Annotated in this window: 22 protein-coding genes and 1 tRNA gene; 10 read left to right on the top strand and 13 right to left on the bottom strand. The window is 44.9% G+C overall.

The features are described 5' to 3' along the window. The first annotated feature begins 211 nt into the window (after positions 1–211). Positions 212–288, top strand: a tRNA-Pro gene (locus EL341_RS16140). A 341-nt stretch (positions 289–629) separates the two neighbouring features. Here EL341_RS16140 and EL341_RS16135 read toward each other — a convergent pair. Both EL341_RS16135 and deoC read right to left on the bottom strand, forming a co-directional pair. Next, positions 630–1493 carry a YicC/YloC family endoribonuclease gene (locus EL341_RS16135; protein WP_074824642.1) on the bottom strand — a complete coding sequence of 288 codons (864 nt, stop codon included), beginning with the start codon at positions 1491–1493 and terminating at the stop codon, positions 630–632. Between the two features lie 241 nt (positions 1494–1734). After that, positions 1735–2415 carry a deoxyribose-phosphate aldolase gene (gene deoC, locus EL341_RS16130; RefSeq protein ID WP_047782247.1) on the bottom strand — a complete coding sequence of 227 codons (681 nt, stop codon included), beginning with the start codon at positions 2413–2415 and terminating at the stop codon, positions 1735–1737. Positions 2416–2826: 411 nt separating this feature from the next. Here deoC and EL341_RS16125 point away from each other — a divergent pair, with 411 nt between their 5' ends. From EL341_RS16125 to EL341_RS16105, 5 genes are all read left to right on the top strand, one after another. Continuing rightward, entirely contained in the window at positions 2827–4005 is a 1179-nt protein-coding gene (locus EL341_RS16125) for a NupC/NupG family nucleoside CNT transporter (protein ID WP_047782246.1), read from the top strand. A 79-nt stretch (positions 4006–4084) separates the two neighbouring features. After that, positions 4085–6037, top strand: a complete 1953-nt coding sequence (locus EL341_RS16120) for a bifunctional 2',3'-cyclic-nucleotide 2'-phosphodiesterase/3'-nucleotidase (RefSeq protein ID WP_074824648.1) — start codon at positions 4085–4087, stop codon at positions 6035–6037. An 11-nt stretch (positions 6038–6048) separates the two neighbouring features. After that, on the top strand, positions 6049–7233 hold the full coding sequence (gene deoB, locus EL341_RS16115) for a phosphopentomutase (RefSeq protein ID WP_126468166.1): 1185 nt from the start codon (positions 6049–6051) through the stop codon (positions 7231–7233). A 55-nt stretch (positions 7234–7288) separates the two neighbouring features. Next, on the top strand, positions 7289–8590 hold the full coding sequence (locus tag EL341_RS16110; protein WP_047782243.1) for a pyrimidine-nucleoside phosphorylase: 1302 nt from the start codon (positions 7289–7291) through the stop codon (positions 8588–8590). Positions 8591–8812: 222 nt separating this feature from the next. Continuing rightward, complete coding sequence (locus tag EL341_RS16105) at positions 8813–10162, top strand: OprD family outer membrane porin (protein ID WP_126468165.1); 1350 nt, start codon at positions 8813–8815, stop codon at positions 10160–10162. A gap of 143 nt (positions 10163–10305) precedes the next feature. On the opposite strand, the gene deoR is transcribed toward EL341_RS16105, so the two are convergent. After that, positions 10306–11070, bottom strand: coding sequence for a DNA-binding transcriptional repressor DeoR (gene deoR / locus EL341_RS16100; RefSeq protein ID WP_047782242.1), 765 nt, complete (start codon positions 11068–11070; stop codon positions 10306–10308). 398 nt (positions 11071–11468) lie between these two features. Here deoR and EL341_RS16095 point away from each other — a divergent pair, with 398 nt between their 5' ends. From EL341_RS16095 to pyrE, 3 genes are all read left to right on the top strand, one after another. Next, complete coding sequence (locus EL341_RS16095) at positions 11469–11828, top strand: hypothetical protein (RefSeq protein WP_047782241.1); 360 nt, start codon at positions 11469–11471, stop codon at positions 11826–11828. 251 nt (positions 11829–12079) lie between these two features. After that, the gene (gene rph, locus EL341_RS16090; protein WP_047782240.1) at positions 12080–12796 is read left to right on the top strand and encodes a ribonuclease PH; all 717 of its coding nucleotides are present in this window, start codon (positions 12080–12082) and stop codon (positions 12794–12796) included. A gap of 69 nt (positions 12797–12865) precedes the next feature. After that, entirely contained in the window at positions 12866–13507 is a 642-nt protein-coding gene (pyrE, locus tag EL341_RS16085) for an orotate phosphoribosyltransferase (RefSeq protein WP_047782239.1), read from the top strand. A 71-nt stretch (positions 13508–13578) separates the two neighbouring features. Here the strand turns inward: pyrE and glpX are convergent, their stop codons facing one another. The 3 genes from glpX to EL341_RS16070 form a co-directional block, all read right to left on the bottom strand. Beyond that, a complete protein-coding gene (gene glpX, locus EL341_RS16080) occupies positions 13579–14589 on the bottom strand; it encodes a class II fructose-bisphosphatase (protein ID WP_047782238.1) in 1011 nt (336 codons plus the stop codon). A 153-nt stretch (positions 14590–14742) separates the two neighbouring features. Then, positions 14743–16254: a glycerol kinase GlpK gene (gene glpK / locus EL341_RS16075; protein WP_047782237.1), complete on the bottom strand. Its 1512-nt coding sequence runs from the start codon at positions 16252–16254 to the stop codon at positions 14743–14745. A gap of 49 nt (positions 16255–16303) precedes the next feature. Continuing rightward, a complete protein-coding gene (locus EL341_RS16070) occupies positions 16304–17125 on the bottom strand; it encodes an MIP/aquaporin family protein (protein ID WP_047782236.1) in 822 nt (273 codons plus the stop codon). A gap of 486 nt (positions 17126–17611) precedes the next feature. On the opposite strand from EL341_RS16070, the gene zapB reads away from it, so the two are divergent. Continuing rightward, complete coding sequence (gene zapB / locus EL341_RS16065) at positions 17612–17854, top strand: cell division protein ZapB (RefSeq protein ID WP_047782235.1); 243 nt, start codon at positions 17612–17614, stop codon at positions 17852–17854. A gap of 85 nt (positions 17855–17939) precedes the next feature. Here zapB and rraA read toward each other — a convergent pair whose 3' ends face one another. The 7 genes from rraA to priA form a co-directional block, all read right to left on the bottom strand. Further along, positions 17940–18425 carry a ribonuclease E activity regulator RraA gene (gene rraA, locus EL341_RS16060; RefSeq protein ID WP_047782234.1) on the bottom strand — a complete coding sequence of 162 codons (486 nt, stop codon included), beginning with the start codon at positions 18423–18425 and terminating at the stop codon, positions 17940–17942. 136 nt (positions 18426–18561) lie between these two features. After that, positions 18562–19479 carry a 1,4-dihydroxy-2-naphthoate polyprenyltransferase gene (locus tag EL341_RS16055; protein WP_047782233.1) on the bottom strand — a complete coding sequence of 306 codons (918 nt, stop codon included), beginning with the start codon at positions 19477–19479 and terminating at the stop codon, positions 18562–18564. 193 nt (positions 19480–19672) lie between these two features. Then, complete coding sequence (gene hslU, locus EL341_RS16050) at positions 19673–21004, bottom strand: HslU--HslV peptidase ATPase subunit (protein WP_047782232.1); 1332 nt, start codon at positions 21002–21004, stop codon at positions 19673–19675. An 11-nt stretch (positions 21005–21015) separates the two neighbouring features. Then, the gene (gene hslV, locus EL341_RS16045; protein ID WP_047782231.1) at positions 21016–21546 is read right to left on the bottom strand and encodes an ATP-dependent protease subunit HslV; all 531 of its coding nucleotides are present in this window, start codon (positions 21544–21546) and stop codon (positions 21016–21018) included. A 193-nt stretch (positions 21547–21739) separates the two neighbouring features. Then, positions 21740–22537: a cell division protein FtsN gene (gene ftsN, locus EL341_RS16040; protein ID WP_047782230.1), complete on the bottom strand. Its 798-nt coding sequence runs from the start codon at positions 22535–22537 to the stop codon at positions 21740–21742. Positions 22538–22614: 77 nt separating this feature from the next. Beyond that, positions 22615–23631 (bottom strand): DNA-binding transcriptional regulator CytR, encoded by a 1017-nt coding sequence (gene cytR / locus EL341_RS16035; protein WP_268794294.1) that lies wholly within the window; start codon positions 23629–23631, stop codon positions 22615–22617. A gap of 283 nt (positions 23632–23914) precedes the next feature. After that, a complete protein-coding gene (gene priA, locus EL341_RS16030) occupies positions 23915–26110 on the bottom strand; it encodes a primosomal protein N' (RefSeq protein WP_126468164.1) in 2196 nt (731 codons plus the stop codon). Between the last annotated feature and the right edge of the window lie 65 nt (positions 26111–26175).

The raw sequence follows: 26175 nt of genomic DNA, 5'->3' as shown, positions 1-26175 counted from the left end.
TTTAACTATATTAGGAAGCGCGAGTTAAAAAGTATTAAACAGAATATCACTTATTTTCTGCGGCATTGAACCATTTATGGATGAGATGCTATTTGTTTCCCAAAATACCTTCGTTTCATGAAAACTCGCTGCATTTATCTGCGGTTAGTTGAACAATATAGGAAAGAGATTGACGTTATGCAAAAGCGGCAGTAATATGCGGCCCACTCAACGGCGAGTAGCGCAGCTTGGTAGCGCAACTGGTTTGGGACCAGTGGGTCGGAGGTTCGAATCCTCTCTCGCCGACCAATTTCAAGAAAACCTGCTTTAATAGCGGGTTTTTTTACGTCTGTTGTTTATTGAGGATGAGAAGCTCCGTGAGGAGGTCGACAAATCCGTCGGGAACGGATTTGCATGTCACGAAGTGACACCCGAAGGGCGAGTATCAGGATGATACGAGTGAATCCTCTCTCGCCGACCAATTTCAAGAAAACCTGCTTTAATAGCAGGTTTTTTTACGTCTGTTGTTTCTGTTGGTAAAGGGCCATCAGTAACTCAAAGCGTGACTCTGACAAGAACATAGATTTAATAGCATTAAAAAAGCCCGCCATTTAAGCGAGCTTTGTTATTGAGAGTAACACTAAGCAACTTTACTCAATATTCTGAATCTGCTCACGCATTTGCTCAATCAGCACCTTCAGCTCAATGGCTGATGTCGTCACTTCCGAGTTAATTGACTTAGAAGCCAATGTGTTCGACTCGCGATTGAATTCCTGCATCATAAAGTCCAGACGGCGGCCAACGGCTTCCGGTTTTTTCAGGATGACGTAGGTTTCTTTTACATGGGCTTCCAGACGGTCCAGCTCTTCAGCAACATCGACACGTTGGGCAAGCATCACCAGCTCTTGTTCCAGACGGTTGTTATCCAACTGGACTTGGGCTTCTTCTAGCTTGCTGAGCAGGCGCTCGCGTTGCCAGACCAGAACTTCTGGCATATGGGCGCGAACCTTTTGTACTTCAGTGCTGACGCCAGCCAGGCGCTGTTCAATCAGTGCTTTTAATGCTGCACCTTCGCGTTCGCGAGCGTCGATAAAGTCGGTTAAGGCAATTTCCAGAGAGGCCATCAATTCACTGCTGATGGCGTCTAAATCCTGGCTCTTGGCTGACATTACGCCAGGCCAGCGCAGGATATCGACCGGATCGATTTCCCCTTCATCACTTTGCATTTTGACCCAGTTAGCTGCCTGAACCAGCTGCGCAGCTAATTCTTTATTCAGCATGAGTTCAGTTTGGGCTGAAGGATCGGGATCAAAACGCAGGTTGCATTCGATTTTTCCGCGGGTCAGACGGGTACGTAAACGTTCGCGAATCACGGGCTCGAGGCTACGAAATTGCTCCGGAAGGCGGATATAAGTTTCCAGATAACGCTGGTTTACGGAACGGAGTTCCCAAGTTGCGCTACCCCATTCGCCTTTGGTTTCGTGGCGAGCATAAGCGGTCATACTGCGGATCATAATCAGGTACCCGTTGATAAAATAAAAATAGATTATACCTATCGGAGGGCTAATCCACCAAGGCGTCAGCGCGCTTTATATCGATTAATCGTTACTTATTGCGGATCAAGCTCTCATTATTCTGACAATCGTAGGGTTGGCGAGTGCTTAGAGGGAGGATATTTTGTTTTCAGTGAGGGATAAAAAAAGAACTGCACCCCAATATTATATTGGAATGCAGTTTTATTAGCATAATTTAGAATTAGTAGCTGGATTTATCTTGGCTGTCAGCGCCAACAATAAATACGCCAGAGCTGGTGCCGATACGGGTCGCGCCAACTTCAATCATGGCTTTTGCTGTTTCTCTGTCACGCACGCCACCGGAAGACTTAACGCCCATCACTGGTCCAACGCTTTCACGCATTAGTTTGGTTGCGTGTACAGAAGCGCCAGATTTGCTGAAGCCTGTAGAGGTTTTCACAAAGGCAGTACCAATTTCTTTGCACATGTGGCAAACCTGTACGATTTCTTCATCAGTCAGCAGGCAAGTTTCCAGAATCACTTTCAGTGGAACGTTACCACAAGCGTTTTGTACCATCTGGATATCATGTTTTACTTCGTCAAACTTGCCGCTTTTCAGCCAGCCGACGTTGATAACCATATCGATCTCTTGAGCGCCAGCTTCGATTGCAGCCTGTGCTTCAAATACTTTAGATGAAGTTAAACCAGCGCCTAATGGGAAGCCAATCACAGAACAAACTGTAACATTCGTGTCTTTCAGACATTTCGCTGCTAGTGGAACATAACCTGAGTTTACGCAAACGGCATAAAAATGATGGGTTATGGCCTCTTCGCACAGCTTGGTGATTTGTGCTTCGGTAGCGTCCATATTTAATAATGTATGGTCAATATAGTTTGCGTAATCAATTTGTTGCTGATTCATATATACCCTCTGAGATTTAAGTAGCTTAACGATTGTGTCGCGATAAAACTTTAACAATTGTCATCAATGTTATAATTTTAACATTAAAAAGCAAGTGTAACTTTGCAAAATAACCTAATTAATCCATTTCCCGGGTTTTATGCCGTGTGAGCCATGTTATAATTTTAACATTAAAAAGCAAGGGTAATTTTACAAGATAATCTAATTAATCCATTTGGCGGGTTTTAAGTTGCGTGACTGGTGTCACACAAATAACATAGATTGGTTTTTGATGTTAACATTCTAACATTGTTAATGGTATAACAATGAGAACACCCTGAATGTTAGTAAAATCACATCGGGACCAATGTTCAGTACATTTTATGGTATGAACGGAAAGAAAAATATAATTCAAAGGGTTTGGAGAGAGGCATGAAATACATTATAGGCGTGCTTAGTATCATTATCATATGTGGCCTTGCCGCTCTGGTTAGTAAGAAACGTAAAGAGATTCGTTTACGTCCGATCTTTGTTATGTTGGCTACCCAATTTATTATGGCCATGCTGTTGCTGAAAACTAACGTCGGCAACACCATTATCATGACCTTTGCGAAAGGATTTGGTTATCTGCTTTCTTATGCTCAGGAAGGAGTTAACTTTGCTTTCGGTAATCTGGTTAATCAAGGCGAGATGTCTTTCTTCGTTTCCGTTTTGCTGCCTATCGTCTTTATCTCAGCGTTAATCGGTATATTGCAACATTGGCATATTCTCGGCTTTATCGTGAAATATATCGGCCTGGGACTCAGCAAAATTAACGGTATGGGTAAGCTCGAATCCTATAACGCTGTGGCTTCAGCTATTTTGGGTCAGTCAGAAGTCTTTATCTCTATTAAAAAGCAGCTCGGTCTGCTGCCCGAACATCGACTGTACACCCTGTGTACTTCGGCGATGTCGACCATTTCGATGGCCATCGTCGGGGCTTACATGCAACTGCTCGACCCGCGTTATGTGGTAACGGCAATGGTATTGAACCTGCTGGGCGGATTTATTATCGCCTCTATTATCAATCCATATCAGGTGCAGCCGGAAGAAGATATTCTGACCATTCAAGAAGAACGCCAAAGCTTTTTTGAAATGCTCAGCGAATACATTCTGGACGGATTTAAAGTTGCAGTCATTGTTGCCGCGATGCTGATTGGCTTTATTGCTTTGATCACTATGGCGAACTCAATTTTTACTGCGGTTCTTGGTATCTCATTTCAAGAGATTCTTGGCTATATCTTTGCTCCTTTAGCTTTTCTGGTGGGTATTCCATGGGAAGAAGCGGTGCAAGCGGGTGGAATCATGGCCACTAAAATTGTCAGTAACGAATTTGTTGCCATGCATCTTCTGATGAACAGTGAGTTCAAGTTTTCTGAGCACTCTATTGCGGTTATTTCAGTCTTTTTAGTCTCTTTCGCTAACTTCTCTTCTATCGGCATTATTGTTGGCGCAATTAAAGCGCTGGATAGTCGTCAGGGAAATACAGCCGCGAGATTTGGTCTGAAACTGCTATACGGTGCATCGTTGGTGAGTTTTTTAAGTGCGACCGTGGTGGGACTACTGTACTAATTCACGGTAATAAATTGATATTAATAAGATAATTCACACTATTTAACCAAACTGATTTTGATCAGAACTGGAGGAAACTATGTTATTACGACCTTCCTTACCTCTCTCGTTTTTAGCGGTGCTGATTGCTGGCACCGTTAACGCCGCCACTGTTGACTTGCGCATCATGGAAACCACCGATGTGCACGGTAACATGATGGATTATGACTACTATAAAGACAAAATGACCGATAAATACGGTTTGGTCAGAACGGCGAAATTGATTGAACAAGCCCGTAAAGAAGCGACCAACAGTGTACTGGTTGATAATGGCGATCTGATTCAGGGCAGCCCAATGGCAGATTATGCAGCTGCCAGTGGTCTGAAGAAAGGCGAAATTCACCCGGTTTATAAGGTGATGAATAACCTTGACTATACCGTAGGTAGTTTAGGTAACCATGAGTTTAACTATGGATTGGATTATCTGAAGCGCGCATTAAGCGGCGCTCGCTTCCCTTATATCAACGCCAACATTTTTGATGCTGAAACCGGTAAGCCGTATTTTAAACAGTATCTGATCGTTGATACGCCGGTAAAAGACCGTGATGGCAAAGAGCATACGGTACGCGTTGGTTATATCGGTTTTGTTCCTCCACAGGTTACCTTGTGGGATAAATCCAACCTGAACGGTAAAGTCGTTACTAAAGATATTACTGAAACAGCAAAACAGTTAGTGCCTGAAATGCGTAAGCAAGGGGCTGATGTGGTAGTGGCTATTGCCCACTCTGGTTTATCAACCGACCCTTATAAAGTATTGGCAGAAAACTCTGTTTATTACCTCAGTGAAGTTGAAGGGATTGATGCTATCGCGTTTGGTCACGCTCACGGTATTTTCCCAGGTAAAGATTTTGCTGACGTTAAAGGCGCAGATATTGAAAAGGGAACCTTAAACGGTATTCCAGCCGTCATGCCAGGTCACTGGGGCGATCATCTGGGTGTGATCGATTTGGTGCTTGAAGGTGAAACCAATAAGTGGAAGATCACTTCTGGTACTGCGAAGGCGCGTCCGGTATTTGATAAAGAAGGCAAGCAGGTTATTAAGGCTGAAGATAAGCTGGTAGATATTATTAAGCATGATCATCAGGCAACACGTGACTTTGTTAATAAGCCAATCGGTAAAATTGACACCAATGTGAATAGCTATTTGGCATTGGTTCAAGACGATCCATTGATTCAGATCGTACGTGATGCGCAAAAAGCTTACGTTGAACATTATATTCAGGGCGATCCAGACCTGGATGGTTATAAAGTGATTTCTGCCGCTGCACCGTTTAAAGCCGGTGGACGTAAGAACGATCCAGCTGCCTTCGTTAATATTAATAAAGGTGAGTTAACCTTCCGTAATGCTGCGGATATTTACCAGTATTCCAATACTCTGGCAGCGGTGAAAATCACCGGTCAGGATGTGCGTGAATGGCTGGAGTGTTCTGCCGGCATGTATAACCAGATTGATGTCAATAGCGCTAAACCACAGCACTTATTCAACTGGGACGGTTTCAGAACCTATAATTTTGATATGTTTGATGGCGTTAGCTATCAGATCGATGTGACTAAACCAGCGCGTTATGACCGTGACTGTAATTTGGTTAACCCGAATTCACATCGTATTACTAACCTGACCTATGAAGGTAAGCCGCTTGATGCTAAGCAGAAATTCCTGGCGGCGGTAAATAATTATCGTGCATATAGTGGTACATTCTCGGGTACCGGAGAGAAGAATGTTGCCTTCTCAGCGCCAGATGAAGTTCGCTCAGTGGTTGCCAACTATATTAGCAGCGAGACTAAGAAACACGGTGTACTGACGCCAGCGACTAAATATGGTTGGAGTATTGCGCCTATTGCTGCTCCACAACAGCTGGATATCCGTGTCGAAACTTCACCAAGTGAAACTGCGGCGGCCTTTATTAAAGACCATGCTCAGTATCCAATGACTTTTGTTGGTCATGATGATATTGGTTTCGCGGTTTATAAGATTGATTTGCAAAAGAAATAAAAGAGGTAGCTATGTTAACTCCATTCAAGCGTATACATGTCGTTGTGATTGACTCCGTAGGTATTGGAGCAGCACCGGACGCTGCGCAATTTGGTGACGTGGGTGCTGATACGCTTGGCCATATTGCCGAGTCGGTCAGCCAATTGAATGTTCCCAATATGGCAGGACTGGGGCTGGCGAATATCCGGCCCTTGAAGGGAGTTTCCAAAGCGGAACAGCCGTCCGGTTATTACGGTAAAATGCAGGAAATTTCTGCTAGCAAGGATACATTGACCGGTCATTGGGAAATGATGGGGATCTATGTTGATCAGCCATTTAGCGTGTTCCCGGATGGCTTTCCAGCCGAACTGATTGAGAAAATCGAAGCTTTTTCCGGTCGTAAAGTGATCGGTAATAAACCTGCCAGCGGCACTGATGTTCTTGATGAGCTGGGTGAACAGCAGCTGGCCAGTGGTGATTTGATTGTATACACCTCTGCGGATTCTGTTTTGCAAATCGCTGCCAATGAAGCAGTGATTCCGCTGGAAGAGCTATATCGTATTTGTGAATACTGCCGTGAAATTACACGTGATGAGCCATATCGTATTGGGCGGATAATTGCCCGTCCTTACGTTGGGGATTGCCGTGAAAACTTTACCCGTACCACCAATCGTCATGATTATGCGCTGAAGCCGTTTACGCCAACCGTATTGGATGCGCTGAAATCTGCCGGCAACGATGTGGTTGCATTGGGGAAAATCAGCGACATTTTTGACGGTGAAGGTATCACCCGCAGCATTCGCACCAGCGGCAATATGGACGGTATGGATAAGTTTATTAGCCTGCTAAGCGAACCTTTTCATGGCATCAGTTTCCTGAATCTGGTCGATTTTGATGCGCTATACGGCCATCGTCGTGACGTTCAGGGTTATGCTCAGGCGTTGGAAGAGTTTGATGCTCGTTTACCGGCGGTATTTGCTGGTATGGGGCAGGACGATCTGCTGATTATTACTGCCGATCATGGTAACGATCCGACGGCAGAAGGTACCGATCATACGAGAGAGTTTGTTCCGCTACTGGCCTATTCAAACCGCTTTAAGCAAGGTGGCGATCTGGCGATTCGTCAGGCATTTGCCGATTTGGGTGCCACCATTGCAGAGAATTTTGGTCTGGAAAAACCGAATTACGGTGACAGCTTTCTGAACAAATTAATTTAATTAACTTTTAGGCAATTAAGTCTAAAAGTTCCAGAATGATAAGAGGATTTGCATAATGAGAATGGTTGATCTAATTGCGAAAAAGCGCGATGGGAAGGAATTAACCACTGAAGAAATTAATTTCTTCATCAATGGTTATACTGATAGCTCCATTCCTGATTATCAGGCTAGCGCGTTAGCAATGGCTATTTACTTTCAGGATATGAATGACCGTGAACGTGCCGATCTGACGATGGCAATGGTTAACTCTGGTGAAGTGATTGACCTGTCTGAGATTGATGGCGTTAAAGTGGACAAACACTCTACCGGTGGCGTTGGCGATACCACAACTTTAGTTCTGGCTCCATTGGTCGCTGCTTTAGATATTCCTGTGGCGAAAATGTCTGGTCGTGGTTTAGGCCATACCGGCGGAACCATCGATAAGCTGGAAGCGGTAGAAGGTTTCCACGTTGAAATCACCAAAGAGCAGTTTATTGATCTAGTGAACCGCAACAAAGTTGCTGTTATTGGTCAAACCGGCAACTTAACGCCTGCAGATAAAAAGTTATACGCGCTGCGTGATGTTACCGGAACGGTGAACTCTATTCCGTTAATCGCTGGCTCTATCATGAGTAAGAAAATTGCCGCAGGTGCTGATGCCATCGTTCTGGATGTTAAAACCGGTGCTGGCGCGTTTATGAAAACCAATGAAGATGCTATCGAGCTAGCGAAAGCGATGGTACGTATCGGTAATAACGTTGGTCGTAAAACCATGGCGGTTATTTCAGATATGTCCCAACCGCTAGGTTATGCAATTGGTAACTCTCTGGAAGTTCAAGAAGCGATTGATACTCTGCGTGGTCAGGGCCCGGAAGATTTAACTGAGTTAGTTATGGCTCTAGGCTGTCAGATGGTCGTTTTAGCAGGTAAAGCAGATACGCTGGAAGGCGCACGCGTTTTACTAGAAGAAGTGATTGCTAACGGTAAGGCTTTAGAGAAATTCCGTACCTTCCTGGAAAGTCAGGGTGGTAATGGTGCTGTAATTGACGATCCTAATGCACTGCCTCAGGCCGCTCATTTGATTGAAGTTCCAGCTAAAACCAGTGGTGTAGTTTCAAATATCGTCGCTGATGAATTAGGTGTTGCTGCCATGCTGTTAGGTGCAGGACGAGCAACCAAAGAAGATACTATCGATTTATCCGTTGGTTTAATGCTGCGCAAGAAAGTGGGCGACAAAGTTGAAGCTGGCGAGTCGTTGGTAACGGTTTATGCAAACCGTCCGGATGTAGCTGCTGTTATTGATAAAATTTATAATAACATCACTATTTCCGATCGTGCTGAAGTGCCAACATTAATTCACACAATTATTACTGAATAAATTTAAGTTATTCATACCTTATGTCGATATTAATATATAGACATAAGGTATTTTCATCAGCCATCAATGAATATTAATTAAGGAATATATACCTGACTAATTATTAAAAATTAAATTTACGCTTTATAGCATCATTAAATAATAAAAACTTTCCATCAAATAATTACCAAAATTTGGCGTATTTGTTCGCCTATTTTTTGGGCATGAACAGGGATTGCATTAATGAGAATAAATACCTTACATAAGCTTTCTGTTGCTTTATTGACTTGCGCATTGCTGCCTTTATCCGCTTATGCTGAGTCGCAGAAAAATGATACAACGCCTGAGTTTTTAGCCGATTTTGTCAACAATAGTCAGCTGGATTTTTCACTGCGTAACGTATTTAAAAATTTAAATACTTCTGACTACGGTGAGCGTTCTGTACAAACCGCATGGGGTCAGGGATTCACCCTTGACTATCGTTCGGGTTATTTAGCCGATATGATCGGTGTTGATGCTTCTTATTACAGTGTGTTAAAGCTGGCGAACAGTGATGAGTTCTATGGCCGTAGCGTACTTTATAACGATAATGGTGAAGCGAAAGGCTTTAACAAGATGGGACAGATCTACGGTAAGTTCCGTCTGGGCGATGATGATACTTACTTCCATTTGTACAGCGGTTGGAAAGAACTGCGTAAATGGGGTGCGTTGAATATTTCTACTCGTGCTATTCCTAGCTCCTATTTGGGCTGGAGTGCTGAAGCAGGTACTGGCCCATTGAGATTAAGAGGGGCTTATGTCACGCGTTATACCGATCGTGATTCACCTGAAAAAGTTCACTTCCGCAGTGCAGATAGGAAGCGTCAGATCAGTAATATTTCTACTGCCGATGTGAAATATCAGCTTCAGGATTATAGCGCGCTATATTTCTGGGGAGAAAGCCATGACTATATGCGTCGTCAGGGCCTTGAGCTGGAATGGAAACCGTCAACAATGGCGGGTAATAAGCTCCGTGTGACTTCATTATTCTATCTGAATCAGGGATTGGATAACTGGACTGAAATGTCCACTTCACATAAAACCTTTAATAAAAACGCTTATCACTATGCGCTAATGGCTCAGTGGCAAGCCGATCGTTGGAAGCATAAAGTGGGTGCTTCATATACGGTAGCGAAGTTGGATGATGGGCTGGGTCGTTTTGAGTGGCACTTAGCGAAAAACAGCCGGGGAACGTTTAACTCCATGGCGGATAGCTGGGGTAATGACTACGTTGGGCATAAAGAGAAAATGATTGCCTGGACGCCTGGCTATGCTGTTACGCCTGAAATTGAAGTGGGTGCAGTCACTAACTACGGCTGGGGCATGAAGTATAAAGGCGTTAGCATTGATCGCGGCGAAACCCTGCTTTATACCCGTTGGGCTCCAGTAGATGGTAAGTTGAAAAACCTGAGCGTTCAGCTTTCTGGTGGACCATCTTGGAACTTCCAAAGTAAGCGTAACAAGCCAATCTTGAATGAATCGCAAGATAAAGCGTTACTGGCGCAGAATCACTCTATTGAATTACAGATTGATTATAAGTTTAAGATTTTCTAATAATTATTGTTGAAATAAAAAAGGGCGGTTATGCCGCCCTTTGTCCAGTTGTAACAATAACAAGCCTCTATTGTTACGGCCGGAAAATTATTAGTCGCGTTATCATCAAGTTGAAGGGCGGAATAACCGCCCTTTTTTATGGCTTAATAAATCACACCGATATCGTGTTGATAACAGTAATCGAGATAACTCTTGTCTGGTTGCTGATCGGTGATGATTTTATCAAATTGATTGAGTGTGCCGAAACGTCCTGGCTTGGTTTTATCGAACTTATAGGCATCGGCGATAAGTATTTTCTGTTTTGAGGCTGACATTGCCTGCATTTTCATTCTGACTTCATCTAGAATAAAGCTGGTTACGCCATGTTCCAGGGACACACCTGCCGCAGAAATAAAAGCTTTATTGGGGCGGATAAAATCCAACTCATTATTTGCACCAACCGGTGTGAAAATATAGGAACTGGTTTTGAATTCACCACCGCATAAAATAACGGTGCAGTTGGGCTTATTCTTGAGTGATAGAAAGGTATTCAGAGAATAACACACCCCGGTAAACCTCAGTTCATCAGGAATGTTTTCAATAATAAACGGCAGAGTAGTACCGGAGTCAAAGAACACCGTGTCATTCTCTTCAATCTGTTGGGCTGCCAGTTTTCCGATATATCTTTTCTCATCAATATTTTTAGATTTCTGCTCGCTGAGAAAATAGTGATTAACGTTATTGTTTTTAGGATCGATAACAATATAGCCACCGAGCACGATAAGAGAATAGGGATTGTCATTTAAATCGCGGCGAATAGTCATTTCCGAAACGCCTAATGATTGTGCGGCATCGCGTAAATGAATTTTATCGCCTTCTTTTAATGTTTGAATTAGCTTTTGTAAGCGCTCTCCACGCGGGGTATCCATTGAATGATCCTGCATAAAAGTGAATTGATATAATGTTATTGAGCGCCATGAAAATTAAGCATAAGATGCATTCTTCCTGACAACTGGTTCATTATTATAATAATACTGCTTGATGTCCAGATAAGTCGGTAGCGATTTTGGCACACGGTTTAGCTGGTGATTATAGCTATTTTTTGAGCATCATCGGATTTTATTTTTCTAAAGAAAATATTATGCTGTTGAAGAAGCGTCGACCAGTGACCTGTAACAAACTATGGTTTATTACCCGTTTGAATTAGCTACTATTTTGGTTGATTCAGTAACAGATTCAATATTGACTCGCTGGTAAAACATTATTGCAGGTATTAATGTTTCAGGATATAAAAAGTACTATCTAATTAAAATATAAAGGAATAGTTATGAAAAAAATGTCGATTTTAGTCCTGGTGGTGTTGGCTGTGGCAGGGTGTGCTTCCAAATATTCAATTATGACTAAATATCATAAACAGTGCGATGCTCAGAACCCTGAGGCGAATGCTTATGTTGGTTACGTTGACTGTATGAACGCATTATTAGCTGCGGACCATAAAGTGAGCCAAGGTAGTGGAGCTATCAATATTATGGCAACGGCTAATAAGTATAAGCAGCAGGTAATCGATGGAAAAATGACGGGTAAAGAGGCAAAACTTGCTTTCCAAAACCAATATAAAAGATTCATTTTTAATTTTGGTAATCCTGAATCCACCGAGTCTGTTGCCGCAGCTCCTGCAGTTAACTAATCGATATTTCTCTATTTTTATGGCCCACCCTGTGGTGGGCTTACTTTTATCGATAAGAATGTATTTATTCTTTGCCAGTCAGATAAAAGTCTCTTAGCTGCGGTAAAGTTTACTGTCCATGATAGGCATAGCGCTACGAAGTCAGTATAATGCGCGGTCACAGAAGCAGGGGGCGTTCCTCAATATTTTTAATAATTATATTGTGGAACACTTCCTGAGCCACCAATAAATACACCCGTGGAGATTATTGCATGCGTCCAGAAGGTCGAAGTGCTCAACAAGTACGCCCTATTACCTTTACTCGCCATTATACCAAACATGCGGAAGGTTCCGTTTTGGTAGAGTTTGGTGAAACTAAAGTGCTGTGTACGGCGACAATTGAAGAAGGTGTACCGCGTTTTCTGAAAGGGCAAGGTCAGGGATGGATCACTGCTGAATACGGCATGCTACCACGTTCAACCCATACTCGTAATCCACGTGAAGCGGCAAAAGGCAAGCAAGGGGGACGCACGCTGGAGATTCAGCGTCTGATCGCTCGTTCACTGCGTGCCGCGGTTGATCTAACCTTGTTAGGTGAGTTCACTATTACATTGGATTGTGATGTGTTACAGGCGGATGGTGGCACGCGTACCGCATCGATTAGCGGAGCCTGCGTAGCATTGGCTGACGCGCTAAACTCGTTGGTTGCCAAAGGTAAGTTGAAGAAGAACCCAATGAAATGTATGGTCGCTGCGGTATCCGTGGGCATTGTGGGTGGCGAGGCCCTTTGCGATTTGGAGTATGTGGAAGATTCTGCTGCTGAAACCGATATGAATGTGGTGATGACCGATGACGGTCGCATGATTGAAGTACAGGGTACGGCAGAAGGTGAGCCGTTTACTCATGAAGAGTTGTTAGAGTTATTGGCTCTGGCTCGTCAGGGAATAGATACCATTATTCAGGCTCAAATAGCCGTATTGGCACAGTAGTTGAAAAGCGACGGAAACGTCGCTTTTTTATGATTTAATTATTGTTATTCAGTTAAGGAGAGGCCGTTTATGAAACCCTATCAACGCCAGTTTATTGAGTTCGCACTGAATAAACAGGTATTAAAGTTTGGCGAATTCCACCTGAAATCCGGTCGAGTTAGTCCATACTTTTTTAATGCGGGTCTCTTTAATACTGGACGTGATTTGGCGTTGCTCGGGCGTTTTTATGCGGCAGCACTGGTAGATTCCGGTATAGCGTTTGATTTACTGTTTGGACCAGCCTACAAAGGTATTCCGATTGCCACTACTACGGCGGTTGCTCTGTCTGAACATCATGATATTGATATTCCTTACTGTTTTAATCGTAAAGAAACCAAAGATCACGGTGAAGGCGGCAGTTTGGTGGGGAGCCCTCTGACCGGCCGCGTTATGCTGGTTGATGATGTGATTACTGCCGGTACTGCTATTCGTGAATCAATGGAAGTGATTCGTCAGCATGACGCAACATTGAGCGGAGTATTGATTTCTCTCGATCGTCAAGAGCGTGGCCGTGGTGAACTGTCAGCCATTCAGGAAGTAAAGCGTGATTACCAATGTGAGGTGATTACTATTGTTACGCTGGATGATTTAGTAGAGTATCTGACGGAGAAGCCAGAGATGGTGGAACAACTGGCGGCCATCCAAGCTTATCGTAGTGAGTTTGGCGTTTAATCGCCTGAAATAGGTTTAGATAAAGTACCATGCTGCCCTGAATGAAGGCAGCATGGCATGATGAAAAAGTCTTAAAGCAGAATGTCACACAGGGCAGGATCTTTGCGATCCAGATAATGAATTGACTGAATTCGCCGAATGGTACGGGATTTACCGCGGATCATGAGGGTTTCAGTTGTGGCCATATTCCCTTTGCGCTGAATACCATTCAACAGATCGCCTTTAGTGATACCGGTGGCTGAAAAAATAATATTATCGTTACGCGCCATATCGCCCAACTTAAGTACCTTTCCTGCCTCAATGCCCATTTGGCGGCAACGCTCCAGCTCTTGTTCACCGATGCGGCGATTCTCTTCACTGTCCCCTTTTACCTGATGACGAGCCAGTAAACGGGACTGCATATCGCCGTCTAGTGCTCGAATGACGGCAGCAGAGATAACGCCTTCTGGTGCACCACCGATCCCGTACATCACATCGACTTCACTGTCTGGCATGCAGGTCAAGATAGAGGCAGCAACATCACCGTCAGGAATGGCGAATACTTTGACGCCTAGCTGCTGCATCTCAGCAATAACCCCATCGTGACGCGGCTTAGCCAGCGTGATCACAGTTAAAGACTCCAGGGGTTTCTCTAATTTAGCGGCAATACGAATCAGGTTTTCACGCAGGGGCAAATTTAAGTCAATGGTATCTTTGGCGCCAGGGCCAACAACCAGTTTTTCCATGTACATATCAGGCGCATGCAGGAAGGCACCTTTTTCTGCTACGGCCAATACTGATAAAGCATTAGCCTGACCCATCGCGGTCATACGGGTACCTTCGATGGGATCAACTGCGATATCGACCGCATCACCATGACCAGTTCCCACTTTTTCCCCGATATAAAGCATTGGGGCTTCGTCGATCTCACCTTCACCAATCACGATTTCGCCGTCGATATTGACCTGATTTAGTACAATTCGCATGGCTTCTACTGCCGCACCGTCGGCTTTATTTTTATCGCCGCGGCCTAAATAGCGGTAACCGGCCAGTGCAGCGGCCTCAGTGACACGGGAAAACTCAATCGCTAATTCACGTTTCATTTGTTGGGTCCGTCTGTAGTGAAGAATGGATGATGAATGGAAAAATATTGATGGGATCTTATCACAGTTAACTCGGGTAAAAAGAGGGTGATAAGCGAATTATCAACAAACAAAAGGCCCGCAAGCGGGCCTTTTGTTATCGAGAGCGTTTTATTACGCGTCGTGCTCTTCCCAGTCACGGGCACGAGCCACGGCTTTCTGCCAGCCTTTATAACGGTAGTTACGCTCGGTGGTTTCGATACCGGGTTTAAATACTCGCTCGATATCTGCTTTGCTTTTCACTTCTTCCAGATCGCTCCAGAACCCAACGGCTAAACCGGCCAAGTAAGCTGCACCTAATGCGGTCACTTCGCGTACTGCCGGGCGTTCTACAGAGGTACCCAGAATGTCTGATTGGAACTGCATCAGGAAGTTATTGGATACGGCACCGCCGTCAACGCGTAAAGCTTTAAGGCGTGTGCCTGCATCGGCCTGCATCGCATCCAAAACGTCTCTGGTTTGATAAGCGATAGATTCCAGCGTTGCGCGGATGATGTGGTTAGAGTTCACGCCGCGGGTTAGACCGAGAATGGCGCCACGAGCATAAGGATCCCAATATGGTGCGCCTAAACCGGTAAAGGCTGGTACCACATATACGCCGTTGCTGTCTTTGACTTTAGTAGCGAAATATTCGGAGTCCATAGCATCGTTAAACAGTTTTAGTTCATCGCGTAGCCACTGGATAGACGCACCACCGATAAACACCGCACCTTCCAATGCATAGTTCACTTCACCACGTGGGCCACAGGCGATGGTGGTTAACAGGCCATGGTCGGACTTCACGACTTCTTTGCCGGTGTTCATCAGTAGGAAACAACCGGTACCATAGGTGTTCTTCGCCATACCTGGTTGGACGCATAAATGACCGAATAGTGCTGCCTGTTGGTCTCCGGCCATACCAGAAATAGGAATACGCGTACCGCCTTTACCACCAATATTGGTTTTGCCATAAATTTCCGAAGACGGACGAACTTCCGGCAGCATTTCCCGAGGAATATCCAACGCTTCCAGCATGCGTTGATCCCATTCCAGCGTTTTGATATTGAACAGCATCGTACGGGAGGCATTGGTGTAATCGGTAACGTGGATGCGCCCCTGCGTCATATTCCATACCAGCCAAGTATCGACGGTACCAAACAGTAATTCACCGCGTTTTGCGCGCTCACGAGCGCCTTCGACGTTATCCAGAATCCACTTCACTTTGGTACCAGAGAAGTAGGGGTCAACAACCAAACCCGTATTTTCACGGATATAGTCTGTCATGCCTTCTTTTTTCAACTGCTCACAAATGCTGGCGGTTCTGCGGCATTGCCATACGATAGCGTTATAGATTGGTTTACCGGTTGCTTTATCCCAGACGATAGTGGTTTCACGCTGGTTGGTGATACCTATTGCAGCGACTTCATCTGAGCTGATGCCAGTTTGTGCCAGTACTTCAACTAATACCGCGCTTTGGGTGGCCCAAATTTCCATCGGGTCATGTTCTACCCAACCAGCATGGGGATAAATTTGGGTAAATTCACGCTGCGATACACCGATGATGTTAGCATCGTGGTCCAAAACCACGGCTCGTGAACTGGTCGTCCCCTGATCGAGGGCTACAATATATTTCTGTTCAGTCGTCATTGCGGTAACTCCGTGAATTGACGTGTGGTAAGTAAGTTAACGGCAGCCATTATTTTTTGTTGTCGTCGATAGCGCAGGTATGGCAAGGCAAATTGCCGCCAATAAATTTACGATAGCCCCATGCACCCAGACAGCCGCCGAGAATAGGTCCTAAAATAGGGACAATAAAGTAAGGAATATCTCTGCCTCCGGTCATAGCAATATTGCCCCAGCCAGCAAAATAGGCAAACAGTTTTGGTCCGAAATCACGCGCCGGGTTCATGGCGAATCCGGTTAGTGGTCCCATAGATGCACCGATAACCGCAACCAGAATACCAATTAATAATGGTGCTAAAGAACCGCGCGGTACACCGTTGCCGTCATCGGTTAAGGCCAGAATCAAACAGAGCAGAATAGCCGAGATGACGAATTCCACACAAAATGCCTGAAATACATTAATTGCCGGGTTGGGGTAAGTGGAGAACACGCCAGCTAATGACAGACTGTCTACGCTACCTCTGACAATGTGCTGAGCTGTTTCTACTTCGTAGAACAAGCTGAAGTACAGGCCATATACCAACGCAGCCCCACAGAATGCGCCAGCGACTTGCGCAATAATAAAAGGAACTACTTTCTTGCGGTCAAAACAGGCGAATAACCAGAGAGCAATGGTGACGGCCGGGTTAAGATGAGCCCCGGATACACCGGCAGTTAAGTAAACGCCCAGTGCAACCGCCAGACCCCAGATAATACTAATTTCCCATTGTCCGAGGCTTGCTCCCGCCACTTTCAATGCCGCTACACAGCCAATACCAAAAAAAAGAAATAAACCAGTACCAAGAAACTCAGCAATACATTGCCCCTTTAAAGAAGGGCCGTCGGTTTGGCTCATAAATATAATCCTGTAAAAGGAAGAAGAGAGAGGTAAATGGCGTTAAGCTGATTACCTGTTTATAGCCTCTATTAGAGAGATAGAGGGAATAGCTTTATTTTAGCGTTATCGCGCCATTTCGAAAAATAACGAAAGTGTTAATCTGTGTTATCGGTCAAAGAATTGTTGTTTTGAGTTCGAAAATTGATGCCTGGCTCAGATTTCTGGCAAATTTTGCTGAACCTTCAGAAGCATATTTCTCAATGCGTGTAGACCGCGGTATAATCGGTTAGCTGGCTTTGACGGATGGTTTTCAGTTTTATTAACAAAATTTCTGAACATTCGCGCTTTATATGGGTCTATGGCTGGACAGCATCAGGTCAGGTTAATACAATCATTCTGTTGATTTTGGCGATCCACTAAACGGGATGAGCGCGTCTTGCCGCTAGCGGCTGTGATAATTTTTGATTTTCCGCTTTGCGGTTATGTCTATATGAGGACAATATAATGTCATTTGAAGTATTTGAAAAACTGGAAGCTAAGGTCCAACAGGCCATTGATACCATCACATTATTACAAATGGAAATTGAAGAGCTGAAAGAAAAAAATAACTCTTTAGTTCGTGAAATTGAAACGGCATCCAATGGACGTGAATCATTAGTGAACGAAAACGCTCAACTGAAACAAGAACAGCAAGCCTGGCAGGAGCGTTTACGTTTGCTGTTAGGTAAAATGGACGATGTTAACTGATCCAATTTTGTTGATTATTCAGCAATAAAAAACGCCGTGCAAAGACGGCGTTTTTTGTGAGTATTTTTATCGGTGAGATACCGTATTACTCGATATCCAGTGCTTCTTCCGACAGGATAATTCCGGTGTTATCAGCATACAAGTGGTCGCCTGAGAAGAAGGTGACTCCGCCGAAATTGACACGAATATCGCTTTCGCCAATGTTTTGCGAGTCAGCACCAACGGGAATTGATGCTAAGGCTTGAATACCGATATCCAGCTCTTCCAGCTCATCGACCTGACGAACAGCGCCGTAGATCACCACACCTTCCCATTCGTTCTGAACAGCCAAACGCGCTAACTCTGCATCGACCAATGCTCGGCGTACCGAACCACCGCCGTCAACCAATAAGACCCGACCCTGACCATTTTCTTCTAATAGTTCATAGAGTAAGCCATTATCTTCGAAGCATTTGACCGTGGTGATTTGACCACCGAAAGAGGGGCGTCCGCCAAAGTTAGAGAACAGAGGTTCCACAACGTTGACTTCTTCATGATAGATGTCGCACAACTCGGAAGTATCATATTTCATAAGATCGTCGCCTGTCAGTGTATCGCCATGAATGATCAGTATATCCTGAATTTTACGAGGATAGCAAAGCTATCCTCGGTTTCACGCCTGATATAGCGGCAATCTAAAGCCGCTTGGGATGAAAATTAGTGAATAATTAACTCAGTATGACACCGATAGCAAACAGGATATTAGTCAGTAATGCGCCTTTGACCATTTGCTCTAACATTGGACGCATGGCAACGGCCGTTGGTTGGTGTAGCACATACATGGCATGACGGTATAGTAGCGGCACGGCAAGAATGAAAAGCCAACCGCTCCAACTACGCAGATCAAATAAGGTAAAGAGAATTAAGCAGAGTAGCGCCCCCGCCAGCAACAGGAAATGATAACGGCGAGCCCATATTGGCCCAAGACGGACAGCAAGCGTGTTTTTGCCGTTCATTCTGTCGTTATCAATGTCACGCAGGTTATTGATATTGAGTACTGCAGTGGCCAGTAGACCACAAGCGGTTGCGGGTAGCATCACGACGCTGTCTAACGTACCGGCTTGCAGATAATAGGTACCAGCTACACTAAGCCAGCCAAAGAAAATCAGAACTGAAATATCACCTAATCCCATGTAACCGTACGGTTTACGGCCGACGGTATAAGTAATTGAGGCAACGATAGCCAAAAGGCCTAAACCCATAAAACCAATAATATCTTCAGGTTTTTTACAGGCAATGGTAATTAACGTAATGCCGGAGATCACCGTCAAAGCAATAACGACAATCAAAGCTCGCTTCATTTGTGCCTGATTGATTAAGCCTTTCTGCATACCTCGGTTGGGGCCAATACGGGTTTCGGTGTCGCTACCTTTGACGGCATCACCATAATCGTTGGCCAAATTCGATAGTATTTGCAGTAGTGCGGCGGTTAACAACGCCATCAATGCGATATCTAATTGGAAATGGTTCATCCAGGCAGCTAATGCTGAGCCCGTGACGATAGACGCCAGCGCCAGGGGTAACGTACGGGGACGCAGACTTTCAATCCAGGCCGTGGCTTTACTTGTTGAGTGGGTTTGGCTCATGTTTTAGCTTTAATCAAAAAATAAAATTTAATGTGGATAAACGGCTAACCGCTGATTATACGAGTATTATAGAGAAGTTAACGAGAGTTTGCTTTGATTCTGCACCAAAACAGGGTAAATACCGGAGAGATAAGTTTACGGGAGGTTGATACCTCCCGTAAATACAGCAAAATAAGTAGTACAGTAAAAAACGTTACAGAATGAAACGGCTTAGGTCTTCATCATCAACCAGTTCATCAAGATGGCTGCGGACATAGTCAGCGTCAATGTTGATGGCCGTTCCGGCGCTTTCGCTGGCATCATAGGAAATGTCTTCCATTAAGCGTTCTAACACGGTATGTAAGCGACGAGCTCCAATGTTTTCAGTACGCTCATTGACCTGCCATGCAGCTTCAGCAATTCTGCGGATGCCATCAGTTGTGAAGTCAATGCTAACGCCTTCTGTTGCCATTAACGCTTTATATTGCTCGGTTAATGATGCGCTTGGTTCGGTCAAAATTCTTTCAAAGTCTTCGGTGGTTAAAGCCTGCAGCTCAACGCGAATAGGTAAACGACCTTGTAATTCTGGAATCAGATCGGATGGGCTGGCGGTCTGGAATGCACCAGAAGCAATAAATAGGATATGGTCAGTTTTTACCATACCGTGCTTGGTTGATACCGTACAGCCTTCCACTAATGGCAGTAAGTCGCGCTGAACGCCTTCACGGGAAACGTCAGGCCCAGACACTTCGCCGCGTTTACAGATTTTGTCGATCTCATCAATAAATACAATACCGTGTTGTTCAACGGCATCAATAGCCTGTTGTTTTAGCTCTTCAGGATTGATTAACTTGCTGGCCTCTTCTTCGATTAACTGTTTAAAGGCTTCTTTGATTTTCATCTTACGCGGCTTTTGTTTTTGTCCGCCAAGATTCTGGAACATTGACTGCAGTTGATTGGTCATCTCTTCCATGCCTGGAGGCGCCATAATTTCTACGCCCATCGACATTGCAGCCAGTTCGATTTCGATCTCTTTATCGTCCAGTTGACCTTCCCGTAGTTTTTTACGGAATGCCTGACGGGCCGCGGAATTATCCGTTGTGCTTTCTGATTGTCCCCAGTTATCGCGTGCTGGTGGAATCAGTGCATCAAGAATACGTTCTTCAGCCAGTTCTTCCGCACGGAAACGCATTTTTTCAACCGACTGCTGACGCACCATTTTGATCGACGCATCGGTTAAATCACGAATAATAGAGTCAACTTCTTTACCAACATAGCCGACTTCAGTGAATTTGGTCGCTTCGACTTTAATAAACGGCGCATTGGCTAATTTTGCCAGACGACGGGCAATTTCGGTTTTTCCGACGCCAGTAGGACCGATCATCAGGATATTTTTTGGGGTAACTTCGTGGCGCAGCACTTCATCAAGTTGCATACGACGCCAGCGGTTACGTAATGCTATTGCAACGGCGCGCTTGGCTTTATGCTGACCGATAATATAACTATCAAGTTCACTGACGATTTCGCGAGGAGTCATTTCAGACATCGTTTCGGTCCTTATTCTTTAGACTTTAATTCTTCGATGGTTTGGAATCGGTTCGTATAAATACAGATATCTCCGGCGATAGAGAGAGACTTCTCGACGATATCGCGGGCATTCATATCGGTATTTTCAAGCAATGCTCTGGCTGCGGATTGTGCATAGGGACCACCTGAACCAATCGCAATCAGATCGTTTTCAGGTTGTACGACGTCACCATTACCGGTGATGATTAACGATGCAGTTTCATCTGCGACGGCCAACAGAGCTTCTAATTTGCGTAACATCCGGTCAGTACGCCAGTCTTTTGCCAACTCAACGGCAGCTTTGGTTAGATGACCCTGATGCATTTCTAATTTGCGCTCAAAACGCTCAAATAACGTAAAGGCATCAGCGGTACCACCGGCAAAACCCGCGATAACACGATCGTTATACAGGCGACGAACTTTGCGGGCATTACCTTTCATTACGGTGTTACCCAGAGTTACCTGACCATCACCACCTATGACTACATGACCATTACGGCGAACGCTTACAATTGTTGTCACGAGCAACACCTCGTTAGCTAATAGAAAACGACCTCACACAAGTACGAGGCATAATAAATATGTAGATGGGGAAAGATAAGTAGATTTCAACCCTTGGCCAATAAACAATCTGCATAAATTAGCCGGGCTTAAAGAATTTTCGGTGACGATAAGGTCACCGAAACGGATAGAGTAAGTCTATTAAATCAATGAATTACTTTCCTGATGCAACAGGAATACAGCCGCTGTTACCAGAATTTTTCAGGCGTTGTAAAGTTTTGTCTGCTTCATCTTTATTCGAATAGGGGCCGAGAACAACCCGGTTCCAACCGCCACTCGAACTGATACGGCTTCCAATACCTGAAAAGGCCAGACCAACTTTGACCGACTCTGCCTGTTCAACTGTGCGAAATGAGCCACACTGAATAATCCATCGTTGGTTTTGTGCCTGAGCTGCGGTTTGGCTAGTTGCTGCCGGCGGTGGTGTTTTTTTCGGCTGAGTGGTTTGTGTTTGCTGGGTGTTGGTCGCCGTCGCCGGTGCTGTATTATTTAATGCAGGTTTAGCACCGCCATCTCGTGCTGTAGATGGACGGCCGCTAGCGTCTACGCCTGAGAGTTGCGTAGGCGCCTGTTGCATATCTGACTGGATTTGCTCCAGAATTTTTTTCTGTTCGGCCGTCAACGGAATCTGAGAATTATTGGCTGGCTGACCAATGGAGTTTGGCGAATTGGTGACCTGACGGTTTTCCAGCTCTTTAATATAGCTCCAGCGTTCCTCAGGTTTAGGAGGTAGCCCATTACCTGGCTTAGTTGACTGGTTAGGAGTATCTGGAGAGATGTCTGGTTTATGCTGGGTAATAAAATAGAGACCGCCAGCAAATACCACTAAAACGGCGACCGCAAGCACGATCATCAGCTTGGAAACCGCACCGGATGAGCCTTTTTTCTTTCTGCTGCTGTTTTTGCTCCGCGTCCCCGAACGACTACGGCTTACATAATCTCGTTGTGCCACTATGACTTCACTACAATGTTATTTGAAAAAACTGATTAAAAGAGAGCCATTATAGTACGTAATATGACGTACTTTAGCTAGCTATGAGGTTTAGCCGTACTTTCCCGAACAATAAGTTCGCTGTCGAGTAATACCGAGTTACTTTTTACCGGGCATCCTTGCAATAGTTCCAGCAGCATTAACACTGCCTGGTGACCAATATTATACCGGGGTTGTGCCACCGTAGTTAACGGTGGGTCGGCATATTGTGCCAGAGCGATATCGTCAAAGCCAACAATTGACAGCTCTTCAGGTATTTTGATGCCAATCTTTTTAGCCTGATGTATGACCCCGATGGCCATAATATCGCTATGACAAAATATAGCACTAGGTGGTTGAGGAAGAGACATTAATTGTGTCAATGCAGTCGATCCGGTTTCAAACGTGAGAGATCCGGACAACATATAGCGCTTTTCCAATGCAATACCGCTACGCTGAATCGCCTGAATATATCCTTGGAGGCGGTAGTGGCTGAGGTGCAGATGTGCGGGGCCAGAAATACAGGCGATGCGACGATGACCAATTTGCTGTAAATAGTTTACCGCATTAAAGGCGGCGGTCAGATTATCAATATGGATGGTGGGTAATTTCAGTTCAGGCAAATATTCATTGGCCATGACCATAGGTGGCAGAGATTCATGATGATGTATATCCAGCGGAGAGTTAGCGCCTAACAGGATAATGCCATCGACCTGATTTAACAGAGGGGAGAGCGAAGCTTGTTCAATTGATTGTTGTTGATTACCCAACAGCAGAACCATATAGCCATACTCTGCAGCGGTTTGCTGAATCCCCTGAATAACATCGGTCAAAAAAGGGTCGGTGATATCCAACGACATAACCAATAATATTTTTGATTGGTTGTTTTTGTGATTTCTACTGGGAAGATAAGGAATATACCCGGTTTGTTGAATGGCGTTATCCACTTTCTCCCGCGTTTGATGGGCGACTTTTTCTGGCATCATCAACGCTCTGGACACGGTTGCCGTGGAGACGCCAGCGACATTGGCTACATCTTTCATCGTTACTTGTGCCGCTGTATTATTCTGTTTCAAGATGAGACTCCTGCAAAAATAGTTTATCTCAAATCGATAGAGACAAATTAAGGCTTCCCTTCTTTTATTTATTCTTTGTTTTTTCTGCTTTTTTAAGATAGTCAGACTTATTATTCATTGATTATCAATGGATTGTGCTGAACATGGGGCAGTCATCTTTGAGCTTGGTAATGAATAAATAATCAGGGGCAATACGCTGTGCGATAACCGTTTTATGTTATTACCGAGCTGATTAATATAACGTTACGTAGCTTTTTAGAGCCGCTTCTCAAATATAGTGTTATTAACCTTCAATCGGATCGACATCCAGCGTCCATTTCACTTTCTTCGCTTGGGGAATAACCGCAATTTGAGCTCTGATTGAATGTAATATCTGTTGTAAACGGCCTCGAGACGGATGCTGAAGGAGCAATTGCCAACGGAAACGACCGCTGCGTTTAGCTTGCAATGCCGGGACCGGTCCGAGAATCCATAAAGATGAATCCTGTGCTCTAATATTTTCTAACTGTTCGCGCAGCTGCTGCAGGAACATCGGAGCTTGTTGATTATCATGATCTTCCGAACGGAAAATGGCGTGATAGGTGAAAGGGGGTAGAAATACACTTTTACGTTCTTCAATCGCCTGTTTGGCAAAAGCATCATAGCCTTGATGTAATAAGGTTTGTAGCAATGGATGTTCAGGATGATGGGTCTGTAGTAAGACCTCTCCTTTTTTCCCGGCTCGACCAGCTCGGCCAGAAACCTGAGTATAAAGCTGGGCAAAACGCTCGGCGGCGCGGAAATCCGCAGAAAAAAGAGCGCCATCAACATCAATTAATCCCACCAAGGTGACATCAGGGAAGTGATGACCTTTAGCCAGCATTTGCGTGCCTATCAGAATACGGGCACCTCCTTGATGGATATCGGATAAATGCTGTTCTAGTGCACCTTTACGGCTGGTGGTATCCCGATCGACGCGGGTAATTGGCGTATCAGGAAACAGCTGCGCCAGTTCGTGATCCAACTGTTCAGTTCCCACACCAACCGGTACTAAATGGGTAGAACCGCATTTTGGACACTGATAAGGAATAGGTCGTTGGCTGTCGCAATGATGGCAGCGCAACATTCGTTGATTTTGGTGCAGGGTATAGTAGCGTTCACAGCGCTGACATTCGGCAATCCAGCCACATTCATGGCATAGAAGTGCTGGCGCATATCCACGGCGGTTTAAAAACAGAATAACCTGGTTGTTCGCCTGTAAATGGGTGCGCATACGCTTAAGTAGAGATGGCGCAAGTCCTGCGGTTAATGGCTGGCCTTTAAGATCTAAAATATATTGGCTAGCCGGTTGCGCATGGCCAGCACGGAAAGTAAGTCTTAGGTGATGATATTTACCGCTTTGGGCGTTATATAAGCTTTCAATGGCCGGGGTTGCCGAACCCAAGACAATAGGAATATTTTCTTGTCGGGCATGAAGGATCGCCAGATCCCGGGCATGATAACGCCAGCCTTCTTGTTGCTTATAGGAGCTGTCATGTTCTTCATCGATAATGATAATGCCCAGATGCTTAAATGGCGTAAACAGGGCGGAACGAGTACCAATAACAATAGCTGTTTCGCCACGGCGGGCACGTAACCATACTGCTAAACGCTCGCTGTCGTTTAGCCCGGAGTGAACAACATCAACTGGAGCGTTAAAACGCTCACGAAAGCGGGCAATAGTTTGCGGAGTTAAGCCGATTTCGGGTACCAAAACCAGAGCCTGGCGTCCCTCAGACAGGATATTTTCCAGTACGCTAAGATAAACTTCGGTTTTGCCTGAACCAGTAATGCCTTCCAGCAGCCAAACACCAAACTTTTGATCATCACTACGGATAGCCCCAATAGCCGTAGCCTGCTCGGTATTTAGCTTTAATCGTTCGCCATTGATTGCAAAACTTTCCTGCCAAACAATCGGAGAAGGATACTGAGGCTGTAACTCAGCTAGTCCTTTGGTTTTGAGTGCCTGAAAGGCTGCTTCATTGAGTTCCAGCTCATTAATTTGGTAACGATAGATATTGGCCTGGCGTAGTGCAGCCAAGGCTTGCTGCTGTTTTGGTGCGCGCTTTAATACTGACAGATCGGCCGTTTTACCTTCATCGGTGATGTGCCATTGCCAAATAGGGGGTTCCTGAGCGGGCTTTCCCTGACGTAATAATACCGGTAAGGCATGGAACAGGACTTCGCCCAGCGGAAACTGGTAGTAACTTGCCGCCCACAGCAGGGTTTTCCATAAGGATGGGGTAAATAGCGATTCCCGATCGAGCAGATCATTAATTTTTTTTAATTGAGATAGCGGGAAATCGCTTTGTTCGCTGGTACCAACAATAATGCCAATAGCCTGTCGTTTGCCAAAAGGTACACTCACTCTGGCACCGACGACAGCTTGCTCGCCTTCAGGTAGCAGATAGTCGAAGCAGCGGTCCAGTGGTACAGGTAAAGCAACGTTAACAACGCTCATTATTGTGATAATCCAAATCCGGCAGCGTAATCAAAATGGAATAGAAGCGCAGCAGCATAACACAA

Origin of the sequence: Pragia fontium, from assembly GCF_900638655.1 — a bacterium.
GTDB lineage: Bacteria > Pseudomonadota > Gammaproteobacteria > Enterobacterales > Enterobacteriaceae > Pragia > Pragia fontium.
This window is presented reverse-complemented; position numbering and strand designations above follow the sequence as displayed.

Bases quoted from the DNA above. Each gene is read 5' to 3' on its own strand.
- EL341_RS16135 (WP_074824642.1), bottom strand. From the start codon at position 1,493: ATGATCCGCAGTATGACCGCTTATGCTCGCCACGAAACCAAAGGCGAA.
- deoC (WP_047782247.1), bottom strand. From the start codon at position 2,415: ATGAATCAGCAACAAATTGATTACGCAAACTATATTGACCATACATTA.
- EL341_RS16125 (WP_047782246.1), top strand. From the start codon at position 2,827: ATGAAATACATTATAGGCGTGCTTAGTATCATTATCATATGTGGCCTT.
- EL341_RS16120 (WP_074824648.1), top strand. From the start codon at position 4,085: ATGTTATTACGACCTTCCTTACCTCTCTCGTTTTTAGCGGTGCTGATT.
- deoB (WP_126468166.1), top strand. From the start codon at position 6,049: ATGTTAACTCCATTCAAGCGTATACATGTCGTTGTGATTGACTCCGTA.
- EL341_RS16110 (WP_047782243.1), top strand. From the start codon at position 7,289: ATGAGAATGGTTGATCTAATTGCGAAAAAGCGCGATGGGAAGGAATTA.
- EL341_RS16105 (WP_126468165.1), top strand. From the start codon at position 8,813: ATGAGAATAAATACCTTACATAAGCTTTCTGTTGCTTTATTGACTTGC.
- deoR (WP_047782242.1), bottom strand. From the start codon at position 11,070: ATGGATACCCCGCGTGGAGAGCGCTTACAAAAGCTAATTCAAACATTA.
- EL341_RS16095 (WP_047782241.1), top strand. From the start codon at position 11,469: ATGAAAAAAATGTCGATTTTAGTCCTGGTGGTGTTGGCTGTGGCAGGG.
- rph (WP_047782240.1), top strand. From the start codon at position 12,080: ATGCGTCCAGAAGGTCGAAGTGCTCAACAAGTACGCCCTATTACCTTT.
- pyrE (WP_047782239.1), top strand. From the start codon at position 12,866: ATGAAACCCTATCAACGCCAGTTTATTGAGTTCGCACTGAATAAACAG.
- glpX (WP_047782238.1), bottom strand. From the start codon at position 14,589: ATGAAACGTGAATTAGCGATTGAGTTTTCCCGTGTCACTGAGGCCGCT.
- glpK (WP_047782237.1), bottom strand. From the start codon at position 16,254: ATGACGACTGAACAGAAATATATTGTAGCCCTCGATCAGGGGACGACC.
- EL341_RS16070 (WP_047782236.1), bottom strand. From the start codon at position 17,125: ATGAGCCAAACCGACGGCCCTTCTTTAAAGGGGCAATGTATTGCTGAG.
- zapB (WP_047782235.1), top strand. From the start codon at position 17,612: ATGTCATTTGAAGTATTTGAAAAACTGGAAGCTAAGGTCCAACAGGCC.
- rraA (WP_047782234.1), bottom strand. From the start codon at position 18,425: ATGAAATATGATACTTCCGAGTTGTGCGACATCTATCATGAAGAAGTC.
- EL341_RS16055 (WP_047782233.1), bottom strand. From the start codon at position 19,479: ATGAGCCAAACCCACTCAACAAGTAAAGCCACGGCCTGGATTGAAAGT.
- hslU (WP_047782232.1), bottom strand. From the start codon at position 21,004: ATGTCTGAAATGACTCCTCGCGAAATCGTCAGTGAACTTGATAGTTAT.
- priA (WP_126468164.1), bottom strand. From the start codon at position 26,110: ATGAGCGTTGTTAACGTTGCTTTACCTGTACCACTGGACCGCTGCTTC.